Raw genomic sequence first — 20,863 nt, 5'->3', positions numbered from 1 at the left:
TCAAGGATGGCACATAACGGCTAAAGAGAACTGATGATAGAGGGTCTGGTCTATCATCAGTGCATCAGCTCATTTAATGCTGCAAGTAGAGGACGTCATTCGCCAGTCTCCATAGAAGGCTTTGCTGCCTAGCTCTGTTGAACGTCCTTCCCATTCAACAAATCCCGGCTTTAAGTCATTCTTCATCGTGGCCCGACAGCGATCGCCTGACACAGCAATCGTCAAAGTTTGTATTCTGTCTTTGAATTCTCTGGTTCTCCGAAGGGTGTTTTCATCGACCAGTTGGAAGGTGCCATCGCCCACGGACCCCAACTGGGTGCCGCGATCTGCAAAGCGACCTTTCTGCTGATATGTGTATTCGATCTTCCCGTTCGGGCGAACCGTCATAACAACATTCGCCGAGCTATGAGTCCGGATAGGCTTCGGTCGGTTCCGCTGGCTCGAGAACGAGATATTCATTTTGATATGAGCATCCCGATTGGCTGCGGCCGCAAGTGTTAGTCCAGATCGCGTACCTTCGATACTCCCGCCATCGCGAACGTTTGTTTGGACGGAGGATGAAGACGATTGTTTCAACTCGGACTCAGCTGTGCCAAATGCTGGCTTAGCTCGCGGTGATAAATAAATCTCTTCTTTTGAGAGCGATCCATATACGAACGGCTGCTGCTCGCGCTTTGTTGCGGTCATGACGTCGTCGCGAACCCGACGAAAGAGCAACGAGATCTCCAAACCGGGTGTTTCCAGATGGCGCAGAAGCGCCGCAGTGAACGGACTGTTTCTTCCGTCGCCATCACTTGCTGTTGTTCCGTCGCGGGCAGCGTATGCAACAAGAACGTTATCGGTCGGCTCAGTAGCCACCAATCCTCGCGCCACAGCACGAGTGGCTAGCGAGCGCTTCATTTTGGCTGCAAATGGATTGTTACGGCAGGCGTCCAGAATCACTAACCCCAGCTGTCGGGCTTTGCTTACTTGCTGATTAACTGATCGCAGGCTGACAGCTTCACTCTCGATATCTGCGTCACTGCGCAACTCAGCATCTGTTGGGATGAGCCAGTTTTCTCCTCCTACCTCCATCCCGTGGCCGGCGTAGAAAACGAGCGCCATCGACGATCCTTCAGCATTGCGCCCGAATTCAACGATAGCCTTGCGCATGTCAGCAGCGGTCGCGTTGCTTAGCTGGCTAACTCTAAAACCCAGTCGTTCCAAAACTTGACTTATATCCGCGGCGTCTTGAGTTGGATTAGGTAATGCGGGCACACGTTTGTAGCCACCATTGCCGATCACCAGAGCCACGCGCTCGGCGCTAATCGCGGGGCTCGTCGTGAAAGTCAATGCGAATGCGAATATCCAAAAACTGAACCGTCCCCGCATCTTAGCCCTCACAAACATCGTTCCGAACAGTAGAGAGACAGCGCAGCATAGTTACCATGCCCGGCTCATAGCAGCCAGCGGTAGGCCCTTCTACACTGCACTCCCTTACCCCGGCCAAGACCTTCCTCACCGGAGGAGACAAAATTCGTGGCACGTACGTCGTGTCTGCACTGCTCCTTCCGCCCCGCCCGATTGGAATATGGCGGAAGGGCGGTAGCGTTTTTCGACTTAGCTTCCGCAAGACGCGATCGCCAGGAGCTATTTCTCATGTCCGCAAAAGTATTCACAACCGCGACCAAATCCGAGCAGGTGTCTGAGACACTTCTGACGCTCAATGAAGCCGCCGAGCGGCTGGGCTTACCCTACTGGCAACTGCAACGGGCGGTGCGGCGCGGAACGGTCCCGAGCTACGCTCCCTTCAACAGACGCCGCCTGGTTTATCTGTCCGAACTGAAAGCCTTCGTTGCTGCGAGCCGGCAAGGGGGCTCATTATGAGCGATCTCCGAACCCCCCCACCGCCAGGTGACGATCCAATGGAGGAATTCGATCTCCACGATCTCGCCTCGGCCGCTCTCTCGTTTCTTCCAGATCATCGCCGCTCGTATCCTTGGGTGCTTCAGCTGCCAGGGCAGGTCGTGCTCATCAACAGTTGCTGCTGTTGCGGCGATAGTACGTGCCTAGAAATACACTTCTGTCGGTGAGCGCATTCGTGCGCACACCAAGATCCTCATGGGGTCCGAGTTCGTCAACGGTATAGCGACCCCATCATCAATGGTGATGGGGCACAACCGTCCTCACGGCCATCGGAGCGCCGAGCCGTTCTCTTGGTTACATCGGCGGTTGCAATGGAAAGCGGCTCAACAATTTCGAATTAGTTGTAGCGAGCCCGTCTCCGGATTTTTCTCTGGTTTGGAATGGAGAAAGCAACTTGAGTAGGTCCGTTAACATCACTCGCCGCGAGAGAAGGCGGAAGCTGACCTCGGGCGCAATCGTGGTGCAGACCCGCTGGGTCCTCAACTACCGGGAACCTCGGTCAGGCCAACGGCGTCAACTCTTTTTCGAGAGGCAGAAAGACGCTCAAGCTCGGCGAAATCAGATCATCGCCGAAATCGAGACGAGCTCTTATTCCGAGGAGAGATCCCGAGCCGTCACGATCCGGGAGATCGTCCAACGCTGGCTTGAGAGCCGAGAAGGTGAGGTGAAGCCAGGCACGCTGGACGGCTACCGGCGGGCCGCCGCTAACATCGTCGGCCCGCTCTTGGTGGGTTCGTCGCAGCAGCGGACGCGGTTCAAGCTGACCGGGAAGCAGCCTGAAGGAACGAAGATCATCCCGCTGCTCGGACGTGTTCGGGCCCGTGAGCTCACGACGAGCGACATCCGATCGTGGCACAAGGTATTGACGACGCATGTCGGCGCCTATTCAGCGAACCGTGCGAAGATGTTTCTGGTGAGCGTCCTTTCGCTCGCTGCGGAGGATCTGAACATCCGCCCGCCCGCTATGCCTACCAACCTGGGCCGCGGGAGGACCAAGCTAAAGAAGTCCCTTCTGAGCACGGCGCAAGTGTCCGAAATCATCGAGCACGCGCGGCGAGATCGTGAACGCGGACTATACGCCGCGTTCCCATTCTTGTCAGGCACTCGACCGAGCGAGCAGCTCGGGCTGTTGTGGGAGGACGTGGATTTCGAGGCAAATGTGATCCACATCCGGCGCATGCAAGAGCGTGACGGTTCAATCACGAACTTTACTAAAACCATGGCTGGCGCCCGGGACGTCCCGATGGGGACGGTGCTGCGAGGCCTGCTGCTCGAATGGAAGCTGAGCTGTCCTCGGCGTGATGGCGCGCTCCATCGTGTCTTCCCCGGACTGGGCAATCTTCAACCCTGGCCACTGCCTCGGATTGGTGGCGGGGGTCCGCTGCTCTACTGGAATTTTCGTCGGCGGTTTTGGGCTTCCACCCTCAAGAAGCTGGGTCTACCGCCGGTCACACCACACAGCGCCCGCCACTGGTTCATCTCAGCGCTTCAGGCCCAGGGAATCGAGGTCGGATTAGTTGCCAAGATCGCGGGTCACGCAAACGCAAATGTAACGCTCGGGCACTACACACACGCTGTCAGAGGCGCGGAGAGCGCCGCCGCTGCAATCGAACGAGCGTTTGTCCCATAGATTGCGGAGTTCATGAGGTCCGGCACTGAAAAACCTACTTCGAACTCGCGTCGATTAGCCTAGCAATCAGATCGGCAAGATCGAAATCAATTAGCTCCACCGCGATGTCTTCGAGAAGCGTAGCACTCTCGCCTGATCTTCGGCCCTCGGGCTCGAGTTTTAGTTCGGGCGGCATTGTTTCGAAATATTCTCGTTCAAAGCTGGCTGCCTCCTCGATGATCAACTGAGCTTCATCGAATGCGCGTTTGACGGCAGTCAACAAGTTGACGGCTGTTGATAGCGGCCGGTCTTGGTCCTTCAGCATTGCTGCCCCGGGTGCACCATTGATCGGAAACGATGAAAGCACGACTTCGGTTTAAACGCAATTTTCTGAGACTTTTGATCTACAATCTATTTTGCGAATCGAGACCTACGCTGCAGGCAGAACTCAGACCGCGACGATATACACTCGTGGCCGGGCTTGGTCCGGGACATCAAGTCATCTGGGCCATGCGCCAGCGTCACCGCCGACAGCCGCGACGCTTCGCCTAGATCGTAAGCGTTCCTTTAAAGTCCGACTTCTTCTTCGCGATCTTTTCCCGGATGATGGCGTCGATGCGCAAGGACGGCTGCGTGGTTGCTGGCGCAGTCGTCTCCGACTGGCTGGATTTTCAAGCTCGGCGATAGCGCCAATCACGCGGTGCGCTGGATGCCCGGCGCATCCATCGCATGAAAGCGGCTTTGGAAAAAATGGGTGGCCGGCTCAAGCCATACTGAAAGCGGGCGGAGCCTGTTATCGAGCCGCCTTTGCGCGGACCCCATTGGCGCTTTTCGCGAGATTTGACGAGCCAAACGAAAATGGGCGTTTCAAGCCTAGCTCAGTTGGTCCAGGCGAAAGCGACCTTGTCCAGGGACTTCGGCCCGAACTTTTCGGAGGAGCGGGCGACCATGCGGCCACCGAGCGCGCGATAGAATTCCGTTGCCGGATCATTGTCGGAGAGCGCCCAGATCACCATGCTCTTGAGGCCGCTCTGCAGGAGATCGCGGCGGGCGGCGGTGAAGAGGCGGCGGCCGAAGCCGAGGCCCTGGAATTCCGGGCGCAGATAGAGCTCGTAGATCTCGCCTTCGAAGTGCAGGCTGCGGGCGCGGTTGCGGCCGTAATTGGCGTAGCCCGCGACCTTGTCGCCGAACACAAGCACGCTGACGCGGCTGCCTTTGCGGATCGCGCTGTCCCACCATTGCGGGCCGCGACGGTTGATCAGCTTCTCAAGCTCGGCGCCGGGAATGATGCCCTGATAGGCTGAGCGCCAGGCTTCGTCATGGGTAGACGCCACCGCGATTGCATCCGCAGATTTGGCCGGCCGAACCTCGATCAGGGTTGTGCTCATGCTCCGATCAAAGCAAGTCAGCGCGCGGTCTTCAAGGTCCATCGTTAATTATCAGTTAACCTGTGGTTTTTCGGTATCAGTTTTTGCCGGACAGGGCGCTGGGGTGCCCGCGCGCGGCTTGCCGTCAACTTTCATTGTCCTGAGCTGGACCAATCGGGTCGGATGAGGCGCAAAATCCGTGCGACCTGCACTGGGCGCCGCTCGGCTATGAAGTTCGCGACCGCAAACTGTTGGTTCACGAAGCCGATGCCGAACGAGTCAGAGCGATTTTTTGCCGCTTCGCGCGGCTCAAATCCGCGACCTTGCTAGCGCGGGAACTCGTCGCAGCCAACGAACGCAACCGGTATGGCCACGTGCTGGACAAGGGTGTGCTGTACCGGATCCTCAACAACCGGGTCTACCTGGGAGAGGCGGTTCACAAAGGCACCTCCTACCCTGGTGAGCACAAGGCGATCATCGACCGCAAACTCTGGGATCAAGTCCATGCCATTTTGAAGGTGAGCCCGCGCAAACGCGCCGGCAATGCTCGGCCCAGACCCCCGCTCTGCTAAGAGGCCTTCTCTTCGGACCCGACGGTGCCGCGATGTCTCCAACCCATGCCCGAAAGTCTGGCCGTCTCTACCGCTACTACATCAGTCAGACCGCCATGAAGCAGGGCAGATCAAACTGCCCCGTCAAGCTGGTGCCCGCCGCCGAGCTAGAGCGAATCATCATCGATCAGGTCCGCCTGCTCCTTCGAACCCCTGAAGTCATCGTGCAAACCTGGCGCGCTCTACCTAGGCAATCGGCGGGGGTTAGCGAGGCCGAGGTGCGGAGCGCGTTGATCGGCATTGACGAGCTCTGGGATGAGCTGTTTCCCGCCGAACAGGCGCGCATTGTCGAGCTACTGGTCGAGCGCATCGACATGCATGCAGAGCGATTGGACATCATATTGAAGATCCGGGGCCTAACCTCGCTGACCTCGGAATTGCAACCGAAGCCATTCCAGCAGGCCGCCGAATGAGCCGACCGACCACCCTCACCCTCGGCCCCCTTGGTCGACCGAAGCTCAGTCGCGACGGCAGAACAATGGTCGTCAGCATTCCGATCTCGTTCCGCCGGCAGGGTGGGCGCAAGCGCGTGGTCACGCCCGAAAATGCGGAAACCTGGTCGCCGCCGAAGCCGCAAGTCGACAACACGTTAGTCAAGGCCGTGGTGCGGCCCATCGCTGGCGCAATATGCTTGAATCGAACCTCTTTAGTTCAGTGCGAGAGCTCGCCAAGGCCGAGAAGATCAACGAGTCCTATCTGTGTCGGGTGCTTCGGCTCACGCTACTCTCGCCGGCCATCACCGAAGCCATCCTCAACGGACTGCAGCCCGAAGGGCTTGAGCTAGCGCATCTGTTGAAATCCATCCCAGCCGAATGGGACGAGCAAGAAGCTATGCTTCGCCGGCGACAGCATTAGGCCTACCTGTTCCTGAGAGGACAGGTAGGCTTTGCCCGGCCGGATGCAGACCAAGGGCTCGGATTCGTCCATCGAATGTTATGGAATATTGCACATCCCAGAACGCGATAACAGAGCTGCACAGCCTGGCTTGGCCATTGACAGCCAGGCCCGGGAAGAAAAAGCTACAGTGCTATTCACAAATCTATGCTCTCCGACTCGCTCCTACCGGTAGGAGTTTGACGCGGCACACGAAGTTTCTTGTAGGCTTCTGACGATAGCCACTCGGTCACGACCTTCTGGAATGACTTGTCGTTCATGAAGCGCGCGAAGATTTCTTCGTTTTGGTCTATCCGCTCGACAAACAGCGCCTCAAGGAGATTCTTAAACACGAGTTCGAATCTGTCCCCGGGATTGACGGCCGCTGCCTGCTTCAGCATTGCATCAGAGATAGCGGCTTCCACGATCTGATCAAAGAAAAGCTGATCGGCTTGATTGAAGTCAGTACCAAACCGGTCGTTGACGACATCGATGAGCCGAGAAAGAGCAACCGCCTCCTCATGCGGGACACCGGTTCCGACCTCGGATGGGCCATCGAGGCGGTTGGCCTGGCCATCGCTCAGGCTGATGGAGCCTTCGCTGATCTTCTGCAGGCGGTAGTATTCGAGACGCAGCTCGTCGTCGAACTGGTAAGACTGCCTGGCGCCGCGCTTCGGCAGCTTGGTCGCGAGGTGCCGAAGGAACACGTAAAGGCGTTCGAGGTCCGTATCCTGGTAGGGAATGATCTGACTGAGGAAGCCATAGAGGCTGCAGAAGGCCATCAGTTTACCGCGCCACAGCTCGACTTCGTCAGGCTTTTCCTGCTGAAGCTCTCTGAAACGGGCCACACACGGGTCAAGCGCCGCATTCATCAACTGATGATCGTTCGGACTTTGGCGCTGGCGCGGCTTGAAATAGACTGCGCAGAAGCGCTCAACGTCGGCAGCCACATAGATGCCGTCGGTATCGAGTTCGCTTTTGATCTCATACATTCGGGCCGGGTCGACGTCCTCGCCAACCTCCGCGCCTTCATAGTAGGTCTTGAAGGCCTCGCGGATCTCATCGCGGTCGTTGACAAAATCGAGGACAAAGGTGTCCTCCTTCAGCGGATGGATGCGGTTCAGGCGTGAAAGCGTCTGAACCGCCTGGATGCCGGCAAGCCGCCGGTCGACATACATCGTATGGAGCAAGGGCTGGTCGAATCCGGTCTGGTATTTCTCGGCGACGAGCAGCACCTGATACTCTTGGGTGGCGAAGACTTCCGGCAGTTCCTTCTCGCGGATGCCGAGATTCATGCCTTCCTCGGTGTAGGTGACATCCTTCAGCTTGTCGTCCGTCACGACGCCGGAGAAGGCCACCAGCGACTTGATGGCGTAGCCCTTCTCCTTGATGTAGCGGTCGAAGCTCTGCTTGTAGCGCACTGCTTCGAGGCGCGAGCTTGTGATCACCATCGCTTTGGCCCGACCACCGATCTTGTGCTGGGTCGCGGCGTGGAAATGCTCGATCATCACCTCCGTCTTCTGGGAAATGTTGTGAGGATGCAGCTTGAGGAAACGGGCGAGTGCACGCGCAGCCTTCTTACGCTCGACGTTCGGGTCATCTTCGCTCGCCTTCAGTAGACGGAAGTAAGTGGCGTAGGTCGTGTAGTGCTTCAGGACGTCGAGGATGAAGCCTTCTTCGACGGCTTGACGCATGGTGTAGCGATGGGCAGGCTTGTCTTCGCGTCCGAACACCTTGAAGGTCTTGTGCTTCGGCGTTGCGGTGAAAGCAAAGAAGCTCAAATTCGCCTGCCGCCCGCGCTTCGCCATTGAACGGTAGAGTTCTTCGACATCCTCTTCGTCGTCCTCGGCCATGTATTTCGCGGCTTCCTCGCGAAGGCCTTGGCCGCCGAGAACCTCCTTGAGGTCGGTCGCGGCTTCGCCGCCCTGGGAACTGTGCGCCTCGTCGATGATCACTGCGCAGTGGCGAGACTTCAGCGTACCGCCATCCGCTTCCCCGCGCTCTTCCGCCATTTTGGCGAGCTGGCGCGAGACGAAGGGAAACTTCTGCAAGGTGGTAATAATAATCGGCACGGCGCTTTCAAGCGCTTCAGCAAGTTGACGCGAACTCTCGTCGATCTTCTGCACCACGCCGTGCTTGTGCTCGAACTGATAGATCGTGTCCTGCAACTGCTTGTCCAGCACCACGCGATCGGTGATCACTATCACACTGTCAAAGACGCGGTTGTTCCTCTCGTCATGCAAGGATGCCAACCGGTGTGTTAGCCAGCCGATAGTGTTGCTTTTGCCGCTGCCGGCCGAATGCTCGATCAGATAGTTGTTGCCCACACCCTCCCGCTGCGCCTGGCGCACCAGCGAGCGAACAGCTTCGAGCTGGTGATAGCGGGGAAATATCATCGTCTCTTTCTTGACCTTCCGACCCTGATCGTCGCGCTTCTCCTCAATCTGCAGGTGGATGAAGCGCGCGAGCAGATCGAGCAGGCTGTCCCGCTGCAACACCTCCTCCCAGAGATAGGCCGTGCGATAGCTGCGCCCCTTTGGATCGGGCGCATTGCCCCCGCCGCCGTTGTGGCCCGTGTTAAACGGTAGAAAGTGGGTGGCCTGTCCCGCCAATCGCGTGGTCATGAACACGGTGTCGGTGTCTGCTGCGAAATGCACGAGCATGCGCCGCTTGAATTCGAAGATCGACTCGCGCGGATCACGATCGATGCGGTACTGGCGCAAGGCATGCTCGACCGTCTGTCCGGTCATCGGGTTCTTGAGTTCGACCGATACGACCGGAATGCCGTTGACGCTGAGTGCCACGTCCAACGACTTCTCCGACACCTTTGAGAAATGCAGCTGCCGTGTGATGCCGACGCGGTTTGCGGCGTAACGCGTCTCAAGCTCGGGATTGAGTCCATGCGCCGCCTTGAAGAAAGCGACCCGCAAGGTCTTTCCATAGCACTTGAAGCCGTGGCGCAAGGTGGCGAGAGAGCCTTCGCGGTCCATCCATTTGGCCAAGTCGGTCAGGATCTGCGCGCCGGTCTTTTCCCCGTGCAGCGCTTCGAGCGCTTTCCACTCCTTGGGCTGAGTGGCGCGGATGAACGCCAGGACGGTCTCCGGAAAGATCGCCCGCTCGCGGTCGAACCCCGCTGCCGGTTCCGGCGCGGCGCCATTGGCCAGCATCGTCGTCTCAATGACGGTCTCGAAAGTGCCTTCTGAATGCCGGGCGTGATTCATGCCGTTGCGCCTCCCAGCTTCTGTCGAAGAAACCAAACCGCCACCGGGCTAAACGGTTGATGCTCTGCCGCATTTGTGCGGTGATCGATCTGCTGCTGAACCTTTTGGCGCGCATTTGGTGTAGAGCGCCACCAATTCAGCACAGAGTCCAACACCGCCTTTCGGCTGCTCTTCAAATAACTCAGATTCAGGCCCAGAACGTCATTGATTTGGATGTTGAATTCTGCGTCAGCGCTTTCAACTGCCCCATTGGAGAGATAGCGCACTCTGCTTTCGATGACATGAGCTATGTTTGCCGGGTTCCACTTGAGGTCGCGACTGCCCTTTCTGGTATCGCAATGTCGCTCGGCAGGAGACTTCCCGTCGCCGCCGAGGCATGCGCCAAGCAGATTTCCATAGACAAGTTGCTGCTGAGGATAGGTGGCCTGACATTGCCAATGCTCGATCTTCATCGCGGCTGATTCCGCGCGAATGCGCCCGGTGCAGTAACAGCACAATCCCTTCTGCTCGCCGACGAGCGCAGCGCGGAGTTCATCTTTTTGCGCATAGTTGTTGTAGTCGCTGTGCGCTTGCTTCCGGTGCTGCGTGAGCCTGTTCGGCTCGGCACCCTTGATGATCATCCTCACGTGTCCCCCTCCATGAAGTCGAGAAGGGTTTTGGCGCGGGTGATCTCGGGGTCGTCCTCTCCGATCTCTTCGGATAACGTCTTGATTGCGGCCCTGGCTTCGTTGCCTTTGCCGTCGGCGATCAGCTTGGCGATTCTGCTGATTGTGTCCTCGACCTCTGGGTTGCGCGACTCTGTGTCCATCACCTCTTCCAGGACACGGCTTGAATCGATGCCGAAAGAGCGCGACGGCGAATAGACCTTGCCGTCCTTGATCATCTGAATCTTGTTGTGCGGCACTTCGCCAATCACCTGCGGCGAATGCGTGGTGGCGATGAACTGGCACTTGGGGAACGTCTTTTCGAGACTGCTCACGATCTTTCGCTGCCATTGTGGATGAAGATGAAGGTCGATCTCGTCGATGAGAATGACAGCTTCACCGCTCTCCAGAGGATCATCCAGTCGAGGATTAGCCTGCGAGAGACGCTTCGCAATATCAAGGACGAGGGCCAGCACGCTACGCTCGCCATCCGACAGCTGGCGGACATTTAGCGACATACCGTTATGATCGATCAAGACTGTAGATGAGCCGTCTTCGGCTGGGCGGAGATGCGAATAACCAGGGAGAAATACAGCGATGGCTTTATCCATCCAAGCGACGAGGTTAGCAGATATTTGTCTCTCCCTGGACAACGCCTGCTGCGCTCGCAGCCATTCTGCAACAAGTCTCAGATTCAGCGTGCTTGATGTGAGAGCTTCAAAGTATGCGGCCTGACCTGGAGAGCTGGCCGCCGTACGCTCCTTGCGATCGCGATAATAGGATCGAGACGTTGAGTAGTGGACCAACAGCGGCGCGCTTCGCTTTCGCTTTGCCCTGGCTTTTAGCTCTTGTTCTGAGGGGTAAAAATACACCGGATCGGCTGGCGACAACGTATCTTGCAACTCGCGGAGCTGGTTTCGCAGACGGTCTCTGGGACGCGCTGTTTCGAGGATTTCACGGCGCAGGCGCTCAACGTTCTCTCCTGACTCGGAGAGGACTTGTCCCCGCCATTCGCGCAAGCGTATGAAGGCGTCAGCGTCATCATCAAAGCGGATGTGAAGCGCAGCTTCGGCGAGAGGTGCATCGCCATGAATATCGTCGATACCAAAGCCAAAGGGCTTGAACGGCATCTTTTGAATGGCGGGCATCAGATGCGAGGCGCAAAATCGAATAGTGTCCAGGGCAGTGCTCTTGCCCGCCCCATTGATGCCAATAATCAGATTGAAGCCATCGTTGAAGGTGAACTCGGCTTCTTTGAAAGCTCGCACATTGTCGAGCGACAAGCGCGTGATTTTCATGCCGCCTCCGGGATGTCGATCTGGCCAATGACGGCGGCGGCGATCAGCGCGCCGCGCCGTTCCTTGAGGAGCGCGATGGAGTGCTTAGTGGCGGCGCGCAGACGATCGATCTTGGCGATTTCGGTTGCGATGTAGCGGACGATCTCGTGCTGTTCCTCGATCGGAGGAACGGGCCAGTAGCTCTCAAAAAAGCCTTCTGGATAAAGCCGTAGGCGCGACGACCAGACGCCCTTTGAATAGCGCGTCACTTCTTGTGCAAAGACCGGAATACGGACAAGGGCGTCGATATAATCGGGAATGAGGCGCGGGCCGGGTGCGTAGACATTGTAAGCGGGGCTCACGATGCCATCAACGCGCGCAGTCCCCATTGCTCCCATCCATGCCCAGAGTGTGTTGATAACCAAGTCGCCGGCGAAGCAAAGCTTGTAGCCGGTCGTCGACTCCGCCTCGAACATATTGACGTCTTTCTCGGAACGAGGCGTGACGCCCGTCAGATGGGAAACGGTCAGCATCTCCTCTTCGCCGGTCTCGGAGCGTTCGTCGCGCTCCTGGAACAGCCAGCGTGATCGCTCCACTTCCCAATGAGCGGGGATATTACCGAGCCAGCCGATGCCGGAGGGTCGCAGCGCGACGGCGGGGTCGAGACCGCGCATGACAGCCTCAGCGACAATCGCGCGCCGCTTCTCTGCCAGTAAATCCAGCAGCCGCTGCTTGGCGACGATCAGGGCGTCGATATCGGCGGTTTCCCGGTCAAGAAAGCGGGCGATATTCGACTGCTGTTGCTTGCTCGGAAAGGGAATCATTAGGTTTCCAATGAAGTCCCAATCTGCGCGCGGCATCTTCGACCCGAAGGTAGATGCGTCGACAGCATCGATGAATTGCCGTGCAAGCACCACGTATAGGCCAAAACGTGGGTCCAGCTTTTCTGGATGGAGAGGCAGTAGCTCAGTGCTACACCGGCCGTCAAACTCCGCTATCCAAGCCTTCGCGAGATACGGACGCAGCTTTCCGAATAATATATCGCCGGAGTGAAACACGGCAGACAGCGACTCTCCGCCGGCGAGAGGCACTTCCCCTTCCACCCCTTGCGGACTTGCCGTTGAAATTAATCTCCCAGTCCCACTCTCGATGTTTTCGAGCCCCACATAAGGCAAATCACTATTGCTCCCTTCGATGCGATCCCGTCGGAGCTCAACTGCATACTTTAGCTTTAGCACTGGCTGATCAGAACGCGCGCCCCCGCTCATTCCGTCACCTCCCGCAACAGCCGAAGGATTTCGTCTTCCGCCTTCTTCAGGTCCGCATCGATCTCGGACAGCTTGCGCGGTGGCGTGAAGGCGTAGAAGTGACGGTTGAAGTTGATTTCGTAGCCGACCTTGTCCTTGGCGCGATCCATCCAGGCATCCGGCACATGCGGCAACACCTCGCGCTTGAAGTAGGCGTCGATATCCTCCTTCAGCCGCACGTTCTCGAAGTCGCGGAGATCGGCATCGGCCTCGAAGCTGGAACCTTTCTTCACGGGCGCACCCTTCGGGTCTTTCACGGTGAAGACAGTTCGGAACAGCTTCTCCTCTGACGTCTTCCAGCCCGAGCCGCACTTCTTGAGGAGCTTCTCGATGCTGGCCCAGACTACGTTCCAATTGAGCTGCGGCTCGCGGCCAAGCGCCTTGTCGATGGCCTGAATGTCGTCCAGCAGGTGGGGCGCGGCGTCGAGGAAGCGCGCCTTGTTCTCGACGCTCATCTGGTAGCGCAGCTTCAGGGGCCGCTCGATCGTGACGCGGGTGTAGCCGAAGTCTTCATTGTCGAAGATTTTGGCCTTTTCGCTCGACGCAAAGTCACCATAGAGGCAGACGATATCCGCAATCTGATCTGGTTCGTCGGGACGGTCGTCACCCTCCAACGCTGGACCTTCGCCGATCTTGCGGCGCTTGTCGCCCTGGCTACGGCGCATGGGCATCCAGGTGCCGCGAGCGTCGACGAGTTGGATTTTGCCCTTGCGGCACCTTGCCTTCCGGTTCGTGACAATCCAGATGTAGGTACCGATGCCGGTGTTGTAAAACATCTGCTCCGGCAGCGCGACGATGGCCTCAAGCATGTCACGCTCGATAATCCATCTGCGGATCTCGCTTTCTCCGCCACCCGCACCACCAGTAAACAGAGGGGATCCCGAAAAGACGATCGCCGCGCGGGAGCCATACTTCTGCGCCTTCGAGTGGACATGTTCGAACTTCGAGATCATGTGCTGAAGGAACAGCAGCGAACCATCATTTACCCGCGGCAGGCCGGCGCTCCACGGGCTATCTTTTGGAGCTTTCTCGTGCCGCCGGACGATCTCCTTCTGCTGCTTCTTCCAATCCACCCCGAAGGGCGGATTGGCAATGAAATAGTCAAATGTCTGCTGTTCAAACTTATCGTCGAGAAAGCTATCTCCAAATTGAACGTTCTCGCCGCCACCGTTGTGGTCGACTTCCTTCATGAGCATGTCTGATGCGGCGGTCGCAAAAGCCCGCTTGTTATAGTCCTGACCATAGACATAGAGCTTCGCATCGGCGTGATGATCGCGCATATATTTCTGCGCGCCGGCGAGCATTCCACCCGTGCCGCAGGCAGGGTCAAGCATCCGCATTGCAATGCCCGGCTTGCTGAGAAGATCGTCAGCATCGAGAAAAAGAAGATCGATCATCAATGTTATGACTTCGCGTGGAGTGAAGTGATCGCCGGCCGTCTCGTTCGCGAGTTCGTTGAAGCGACGGATCAGATTCTCGAAAACCAGACCCATATCCTGGTTTGTTACCTTTCGGGGATGCAGATCGACATCGCAAAACTCCTTGATGACAAGATAGAGGATGTTCGCTTCCTGCATCCGCTCGATTTCGTTTTCGAACTCGAAGTATTCGAAAATGCGTTGAACGTTGGCTGAAAAGCCTTTGATGTAGCTTACGAGGTGCTTGTTTAGATTATCGGGGTCGCCCTTCAATTTCTGAAAGTCGAGTTCGGAGCGATTGTGAAAACGGTGGCCGGATGAGTTATTCAGGGTGCGGTCGAGTGCGTCGTCCGTGAGCTTGCCACCCCTGCGACGCTGGTAATCGGCAAGCACCTTCTGCTTAGTGTCGGCGAGCACACAATCAAAACGACGCAGCACGACGAGCGGCAGCATTACCCGCTCGTACTGCGGTGGCCGATAGGGCCCTCGCAGAAGGTCCGCAATTTGCCAGATCAGGTTTGCGAGGTCGGAATGGCTAGCCATGCTATGCCCGCCTAGGCGCCGGGTTGCCGGGCCTGTTGTTCTGCTCAATCACTTGTTCGTTCCAGGACGTTTGGTTGGGTTGGGCTGACACGTAGTTTTCCTGTCTCGTCGGTCAACCATTCGGATTTCCTAACCGGAATCCGACGACAGACCTGCCTTGTTTTTCGATGGCAACCGACTCCACCTCGCCAGATCGGTTGGCGGCCGCCCCTCAGCGACGCCTAAAAACGGCAGATAAAGTGAATTCCCCCTCGATGGAGCCACCTTAGCTGCCGTTTGTCGGATCAAAAAGAGACGCTTTGCGCAGCGCTGGTGAAAGCGGAGGGGCGTTAGGGCGAAATTTCTGACTTGGAATGGTAAACAGGTCGGTTGAGCGAGCGAGATTCAAACCTCGACCCAACTAAGCGCTTGGTTTTCCGGGAAAGTCCGTACTGGACCGATTTTGCGTGTTCTAAGATTCGGAGAAAATTCGGTTCTCCAGACCTATCCGGCACCAACGTGAATGGGTGAGCGGACCTGTCGGTCGGCAAAAAAGCAGGAAAACAGCCGGATCTCTGGCCTCTCTCCAGATCAAAGTACGAGATCATGTTGGTGGGATGGCGGAGGGAGAATGATTCGAACTGTAGGTACGAAAGACGGGCTTCCCGACTGGTAACCCGCGCGTAACCACGATCCCTGACAAGCCCTCCGGGATCGAACAAAGGCGGTTGTATGATGGGGTCGAGAAGGCGGAACGCCCACGGAGGTGCTGGTGCCGCAAGAGGGATTCGAACCCCCGACCCCGTCATTACGAATGACGTGCTCTACCAACTGAGCTATTGCGGCGAACCTTGCCGGGGCCCGCGCGAGGCCGGTCCCGTTACGCGCGCTCCTGATATCGGGCATGGCCCGAATTGGCAAGGTGGAGCCGGCTCCCAAATGCCGCTCACCCGCCCCAGCGAGACCAGAATCCGCGCCAGCCGCCGGCCTGGGCCTTTGCGTGGTCCCTGGGCGTGCCGATTTGTTCCGTAAATTCGTCGCTCGGACCCTCGTCGTCGATCCCTGGATCATCAGGGGCGCGGACGATCGGGATAACGGCGGGAATAGGTGCTGGTGTGGGCTTGCCGAGGTCGGCGCGGGTCCGGAACACCGGCGTTGCCGCCGCCGGCAATGATTCGACGATCTCGGGGGCCTGTTGGACCGGCTCGGCGGGCGTGACGACCGGCTCTTCCTTGGCTGTTTCCTTGACAGTTTCCCCGGCGATTTCCTTTGAGATTTCCTTGTCCTCAAGGGGCGGCGAATTGTCCTGCGGGGCAGGCACCGGATCCGGCGCCGTGACAACCGGTTCCGCCGGGCCTTCGCTCGGGGCCGCCGTCACCCGCTTCGGCGGCGGAGCCGCCAGCATGGCTTCCTCGAAGGCTGAGGATTCGATCATCGCGCCCCTGTCGGAAGGAAGACTAGCGACCGGCGTCTGCCACTGGAACGCGTCAAGCCGGCCGGTGACCGGGGACACCGGACGCCAGCGGTCGCTGACATAACCGTCCGCGGTCCAGGCCGGATCATGGCGGGCGCGCACCGCGCGCAAGGTCCAGGCGCGGGCCCGGCCGCCGTCACCATGCTCGGTACGCTCGATCTCGGCCATCAGCAGCGCCACGCGCTGGGTCGGATCGTTGACGTAAGGCGCCAGCACCGCGCGCGCACGGGCGAACTCGGACGCATCGATCGCGGCGCGCGCGATCGCCAGCTGGCCCTCGACATAACCAGCCTTGTCGGCAGGAATCTTGGCCGCAAGCGTCTCGACCCGCTGCAACCGCTGCCGCGCGGAATCCCCGAGCTTCACATGCGCATAGGCATCCGCGAGATCAGGATGCGGATTGGCGAGCCAGGCGGTTTCCACCAGCTTCATGGCGCGGCGCACCTGGTGCGCCTCGCTCTCGAATTTTGCGGCGAGCACTGCGGCCGGGACCAGGGTCGGCGCGAGCTTGACCGCCTGCATCACGCTCTCGCGCGCGACGTCGCGGTCCATCGTTTCCAATTCCAGCGCGCGGGCGGCGAGCAGCACGCCGCGCTGGCGGCGATAGGCCTGCTTGTCGATCAGGCCCGCGGACAAATTCGAATCGAGGATCGCGAGCGCGCCGCTCCAGTCGCCGCGCGCGCAGCGGAAGCCGAGCACCGCATGCGAGGCCCAGGTCGAGGACGGCGACAGCTTGATCGCTTCCTCGGCGATCATCACCGCGCCGACCGCGTCGTCGGCGCGCTGCGCCTCGATGAACAGGCCGCGCAGGCCGAGCAGGCGCGTGTCCTCGCGCTCGGCCATGGCGCGGAAGACGCGCTGGGCCTCGTCGCGATTGCCCTCGAGCTGCGCCGATTGCGCATGCAAGAGAAGCGCGAGCGGATCGTTTGCGGCCAGCCGCCGCGCGGTATCGGCGTGACGACGGGCAAGCGCGGTGTCGCCATGGCCGATCGCAAGCAGGCCGTGGGTGATGGCGTGGCGACCGCGAGCATGACGCTTTTCGTGACGACGGCGGCGCAGACGCCCCGGAGCGCGCCAGGCCATCGTCAGCAGACTCCAGACCAGCACGACTGCCGCGGCAAAGAGGCCAAGCAAGAACACGAATCTGGGAAGCGTCGTCGTGGCGCGGAAACTGCCTGCGGTCAGGACGAGATCGCCGGGCTGATCGGCAACCCAGGCCGCGCCGGCCGCCGCCAGCGCGATCAGGACGAGGAAGAGGACGATGCGAAGCATGACGATCCCTATACGCGCTGATTGTTGCGCGAACCTTTATTGACCAGGCTTGACGAGATCCGCCATGGCGGCGTCGGCGAATTTGCGTGAGGCGGCGAGCGCGGCGTCACGGGCATCGGCCTTGTCGAGCCAGGCTTGCGCCGGTGCACGATCGGCCTCGGGCAGCGTCTTCAACTCGCGCCGTGCCTCGACGAAATCGTTGCGCAGCGTAGCCGCCGTCACCCGCGCGACGATGGCGCCGCGATCATTGCCGACCCCGTCGGTACGCTCGATGCGGACGAGTTTCGACGCCCCCGCCTGAAGACGCTCGACGATTCCGGTGCCACTGGCCGGGGCTTCCGCCGGCGGCGACAATTTCGGCACGATGTTGAGGAGCTCGCGACTGAGCGCGACCGGCGTCGGAATGCCTGACGATGCAAAAGTGTCGAGCGGCTTCAGCACGTCCGGCTTTGCGGCCAGCGACCGCGCGGCGGCGAGCTGCGATTCGTAGGCGTCGCCGTGGCGAACGGCGACGTCGAGCAGGGCCGCCGCCACCACGTGGCGCAGCGGCTTGTCGTCCATCGTCTTCGCTTCGACGATCTTCTCGCTTTGCTGCGCGAGTTCCGCACGTTCGGTCTTGCTGGCACGCTCGAGCTGCGCGAGGCGGTCGTTGAGAGCGGCAAGATCGGGCGCGGCAGCGCGCGGCGCCGATGTCGCGTCGTTCAGGGCGCTCGCAGTCTTGTCGGATTGTGCGCGCAGATTGGCGATGTCGCTGCGCAGGATCGTTGCCGATTTCTCCAGCGCATCGATCCGCGCCACCATGGCCGGATCGGCGGCAGGCTTGCTCGCCTTGGCTTCGACCGCGGCCACGCGCCCGCTCAGCGCCTCGACGGTTGCGCCCGTCACTTGTGGAGCAGCCGGCGGCGCCTGCACCGCAGGCCAGCCCAGCATCCAGCCGACCGCGATCACAATGGCGGCTGCCACGGCGCCGGAGAACGGAGCGATAATCCAGGGTGAAATTGACGGCGATACCGACGCGGACGCAACGGAAGATTCTTCCTGGGCAAGCTCGGGCTTCGGCTCGGCATGAGCTTCTTCGGACTTTGCCTCTTGAGACTTTTCCTCCTGAGACTTTTCCTCCTGAGACTTGCCCTCTTCAGATTTGGCCTGCTCATGCGCGGCCTGTTCGGTCGCTGCCTCAGGCTCGCCCGCCACCTCCTGCGGCTGGGTCGAGACCTCGGTCGCCTGGAGGTCGATGGTGGGCGGGATGCGCTTGGCGCGGCCGGACTCGGGAGCCAATCCTGCGTCTTCAGGCTTGTCGTCGGCCATCGTGACGGTTCCTCACACTTACATGCCCTGAACGAACGGATCCGATTGCGTCGGATTCGGCCCGACCTCTTACGCCAAACGGGTGCGCAAAGCACGCTCCAAGGTGTCAAATAGGGCATTTTCGTCCGGCGTCGCCGCCACCAGAACCTGCGAGGCACCCGCCTCGCGCAGCACGCCCGCGACCGTCTCGGACAGGCAGCATTGCGGGATCGCCAGAGCCGAGATTTCGACACCTTCGGAGCGCGCGGCCTCCAGGAAAGCCCGCGCGCTGCGCCGGGAGTAATGCAGCACCGCCTCGATCCCATGGGCGGCAAAGCCCTCACAGACATCGCGCGGCAACAGCTTGACCGGCGCCATGCGATAGGTCGTCTGCGTGACGACGTTGAAGCCTTCGGCGCCCAGCTCACCGCCGAGGTCGCGCGACAGGTCCGCGCCCGCGAGATAGAGCAACGTGCTCTTTTTCTTCAGCCGCTTGTCGCGCGCGCTCTGCATCACCTTGTCGCGCAGGGCCGCGGCGTCGCCGCCGGCGACGATCACCTCGGCAAAGCCAGCATCGCGCCCGGCGGCGGCCGTGTGCTCGCCGACGGCGAACAGCGGCAGCTGCAGGAGACCAAGGTCCGGTAATTGTGACGCGACGGCGCGGATCGCATTGGCCGATGTGACAATGACGGCGCTGTAGCTCGTTTCACTCTCGTCATGGAAGGCGACCGGCTCGAACTTGAGCACCGGCGCGAGCAGCACCACATGACCCCGCGCACGCAGATTTTCCGACGTCGCCTCATTGTCGGGATGCGGCCGTGTGACAAGAATGGACATCGCTTGTGTTCCCGAACCACGTGGCGGTGGCACTTTCACGAGGGACGGCCGCGCGTGACGATTGCGTTGGCCGACCCCGGAATGCTACCGGACGTACCAGAACTCTGCTTTGCGGATGAGCGCAAGGGGCGAGAGAAGGCGCAAATTGGATAACAATTCGCCAATGCTGGTACTGGGCATCGAAACCACCTGCGACGAGACCGCCGCGGCGGTAATTGAGCGTGCGCCTGACGGCAGCGGCAAGATCCTGTCCAATATCGTGTGGTCGCAGGTCGAGGAGCATGCCCGTTTCGGCGGCGTGGTACCGGAGATCGCGGCCCGCGCCCATGTCGACCTGCTCGACGGCATCATCGACCGCGCCATGGCTGAGGCCGGCATTGACTTCGCCCAGCTCGACGGTGTCGCGGCCGCCGCAGGACCGGGACTGATCGGCGGCGTCATCGTCGGGCTCACCACCGCGAAGGCGATCGCGATGGTGCACGACACGCCGCTGGTCGCGGTGAACCATCTGGAAGCGCATGCGCTGACACCGCGCCTGACCGACGCACTCGAATTTCCCTATTGCCTGTTTCTCGCCTCTGGCGGCCATACCCAGATCGTTGCCGTCACCGGCGTCGGCCAGTATGTGCGGCTCGGCACCACCGTCGACGATGCGATCGGCGAGGCCTTCGACAAGGTCGCGAAAATGCTGGGCCTGCCCTATCCGGGCGGGCCGCAGGTCGAGCGCGCGGCAGCCAACGGCGATCCGGCGCGATTTGCGTTTCCGCGGCCGCTGCAGGGACGCCCCGACGCCAACTTCTCACTATCGGGATTGAAGACTGCGGTGCGCAACGAAGCAAGTCGGTTGGCCGAGATCACACCGCAGGACGTCAGCGATCTCTGCGCGAGCTTCCAGGCCGCCGTGCTCGACTCCACCGCCGACCGGTTGAGCGTCGGTCTGAAACTCTTCCGCGAGCAGTTCGGTGCGCCACGTGCGCTGGTGGCGGCCGGCGGCGTTGCCGCCAATCAGGCGATCCGCGGCGCCTTGCATGAGGTTGCGAGCAAAGCCGGTACACAATTGATCATGCCGCCGCCGGCGCTCTGCACCGACAACGGCGCGATGATCGCCTGGGCCGGCGCCGAACGTCTCGCGCTCGGCATGATCGACACGATGGAAGCACAGCCTCGCGCGCGCTGGCTGCTCGATGCGAACGCGACGGCACCGGCCGGATACGGCAAGACACGCGCGGGATTCTAGCA

General features: G+C 60.0%; 17 protein-coding genes and 1 tRNA gene. 6 read left to right on the top strand and 12 right to left on the bottom strand.

The annotated features are described in order from the left end of the window. Positions 1-69: 69 nt before the first annotated feature. Positions 70-1,371: a caspase family protein gene (locus tag IVB41_RS09190; protein ID WP_247430056.1), complete on the bottom strand. Its 1,302-nt coding sequence runs from the start codon at positions 1,369-1,371 to the stop codon at positions 70-72. 267 nt (positions 1,372-1,638) lie between these two features. Between IVB41_RS09190 and IVB41_RS09185 the strand changes: the two genes are divergently transcribed. Together IVB41_RS09185 and IVB41_RS09180 are read left to right on the top strand one after the other, a co-directional pair. Further along, positions 1,639-1,866, top strand: coding sequence for an excisionase family DNA-binding protein (locus IVB41_RS09185; RefSeq protein ID WP_247430053.1), 228 nt, complete (start codon positions 1,639-1,641; stop codon positions 1,864-1,866). A gap of 433 nt (positions 1,867-2,299) precedes the next feature. Then, positions 2,300-3,535 carry a site-specific integrase gene (locus IVB41_RS09180; protein WP_247430050.1) on the top strand — a complete coding sequence of 412 codons (1,236 nt, stop codon included), beginning with the start codon at positions 2,300-2,302 and terminating at the stop codon, positions 3,533-3,535. Positions 3,536-3,569: 34 nt separating this feature from the next. Here the strand turns inward: IVB41_RS09180 and IVB41_RS09175 are convergent, their stop codons facing one another. Both IVB41_RS09175 and IVB41_RS09170 read right to left on the bottom strand, forming a co-directional pair. Continuing rightward, positions 3,570-3,839 (bottom strand): hypothetical protein, encoded by a 270-nt coding sequence (locus IVB41_RS09175; protein WP_247430046.1) that lies wholly within the window; start codon positions 3,837-3,839, stop codon positions 3,570-3,572. A gap of 553 nt (positions 3,840-4,392) precedes the next feature. Further along, entirely contained in the window at positions 4,393-4,902 is a 510-nt protein-coding gene (locus tag IVB41_RS09170) for a GNAT family N-acetyltransferase (RefSeq protein WP_247430043.1), read from the bottom strand. A 230-nt stretch (positions 4,903-5,132) separates the two neighbouring features. On the opposite strand from IVB41_RS09170, the gene IVB41_RS09165 reads away from it, so the two are divergent. The 3 genes from IVB41_RS09165 to IVB41_RS09155 all read left to right on the top strand — a co-directional run bounded on the left by IVB41_RS09165 (position 5,133) and on the right by IVB41_RS09155 (position 6,347). Beyond that, the gene (locus tag IVB41_RS09165) at positions 5,133-5,453 is read left to right on the top strand and encodes a recombinase family protein (protein ID WP_247430041.1); all 321 of its coding nucleotides are present in this window, start codon (positions 5,133-5,135) and stop codon (positions 5,451-5,453) included. Between the two features lie 32 nt (positions 5,454-5,485). Next, complete coding sequence (locus IVB41_RS09160; protein WP_247430038.1) at positions 5,486-5,905, top strand: zinc ribbon domain-containing protein; 420 nt, start codon at positions 5,486-5,488, stop codon at positions 5,903-5,905. A gap of 214 nt (positions 5,906-6,119) precedes the next feature. Next, entirely contained in the window at positions 6,120-6,347 is a 228-nt protein-coding gene (locus IVB41_RS09155) for a hypothetical protein (protein ID WP_247430034.1), read from the top strand. Positions 6,348-6,523: 176 nt separating this feature from the next. Here IVB41_RS09155 and IVB41_RS09150 read toward each other — a convergent pair whose 3' ends face one another. The 9 genes from IVB41_RS09150 to IVB41_RS09110 all read right to left on the bottom strand — a co-directional run bounded on the left by IVB41_RS09150 (position 6,524) and on the right by IVB41_RS09110 (position 19,624). Next, positions 6,524-9,586 carry a type I restriction endonuclease subunit R gene (locus tag IVB41_RS09150; protein WP_247430031.1) on the bottom strand — a complete coding sequence of 1,021 codons (3,063 nt, stop codon included), beginning with the start codon at positions 9,584-9,586 and terminating at the stop codon, positions 6,524-6,526. Next, a complete protein-coding gene (locus tag IVB41_RS09145; RefSeq protein ID WP_247430028.1) occupies positions 9,583-10,206 on the bottom strand; it encodes a retron system putative HNH endonuclease in 624 nt (207 codons plus the stop codon). The genes IVB41_RS09150 and IVB41_RS09145 overlap by 4 nt, the downstream gene beginning before the upstream one ends. A 2-nt stretch (positions 10,207-10,208) precedes the next feature. Then, entirely contained in the window at positions 10,209-11,528 is a 1,320-nt protein-coding gene (locus tag IVB41_RS09140) for an AAA family ATPase (RefSeq protein WP_247429976.1), read from the bottom strand. Beyond that, positions 11,525-12,331 carry a restriction endonuclease subunit S gene (locus IVB41_RS09135; RefSeq protein ID WP_247429973.1) on the bottom strand — a complete coding sequence of 269 codons (807 nt, stop codon included), beginning with the start codon at positions 12,329-12,331 and terminating at the stop codon, positions 11,525-11,527. Before IVB41_RS09135 ends, IVB41_RS09140 begins: the two co-directional genes overlap by 4 nt. 440 nt (positions 12,332-12,771) lie before the next feature. Continuing rightward, positions 12,772-14,775 carry a class I SAM-dependent DNA methyltransferase gene (locus tag IVB41_RS09130; RefSeq protein ID WP_247429969.1) on the bottom strand — a complete coding sequence of 668 codons (2,004 nt, stop codon included), beginning with the start codon at positions 14,773-14,775 and terminating at the stop codon, positions 12,772-12,774. A 749-nt stretch (positions 14,776-15,524) separates the two neighbouring features. After that, a tRNA-Thr gene (locus IVB41_RS09125) sits at positions 15,525-15,600 on the bottom strand. A gap of 100 nt (positions 15,601-15,700) precedes the next feature. After that, positions 15,701-17,500, bottom strand: coding sequence for a heme biosynthesis protein HemY (locus IVB41_RS09120; protein ID WP_247429966.1), 1,800 nt, complete (start codon positions 17,498-17,500; stop codon positions 15,701-15,703). A gap of 36 nt (positions 17,501-17,536) precedes the next feature. Beyond that, positions 17,537-18,808 carry a COG4223 family protein gene (locus IVB41_RS09115; RefSeq protein ID WP_247429963.1) on the bottom strand — a complete coding sequence of 424 codons (1,272 nt, stop codon included), beginning with the start codon at positions 18,806-18,808 and terminating at the stop codon, positions 17,537-17,539. Positions 18,809-18,877: 69 nt separating this feature from the next. Beyond that, entirely contained in the window at positions 18,878-19,624 is a 747-nt protein-coding gene (locus tag IVB41_RS09110; protein WP_247429960.1) for a uroporphyrinogen-III synthase, read from the bottom strand. A gap of 163 nt (positions 19,625-19,787) precedes the next feature. Here IVB41_RS09110 and tsaD point away from each other — a divergent pair, with 163 nt between their 5' ends. Next, positions 19,788-20,861, top strand: a complete 1,074-nt coding sequence (gene tsaD / locus IVB41_RS09105) for a tRNA (adenosine(37)-N6)-threonylcarbamoyltransferase complex transferase subunit TsaD (RefSeq protein ID WP_247429957.1) — start codon at positions 19,788-19,790, stop codon at positions 20,859-20,861. The last annotated feature ends 2 nt before the right edge of the window (positions 20,862-20,863 follow it).

The organism is Bradyrhizobium sp. 44 (assembly GCF_023073095.1).
Classification (GTDB): Bacteria; Pseudomonadota; Alphaproteobacteria; order Rhizobiales; family Xanthobacteraceae; genus Bradyrhizobium.
The sequence above is the reverse complement of the archived record's forward strand: the minus strand, read 5'-3'. Positions and strand labels throughout refer to the sequence as shown.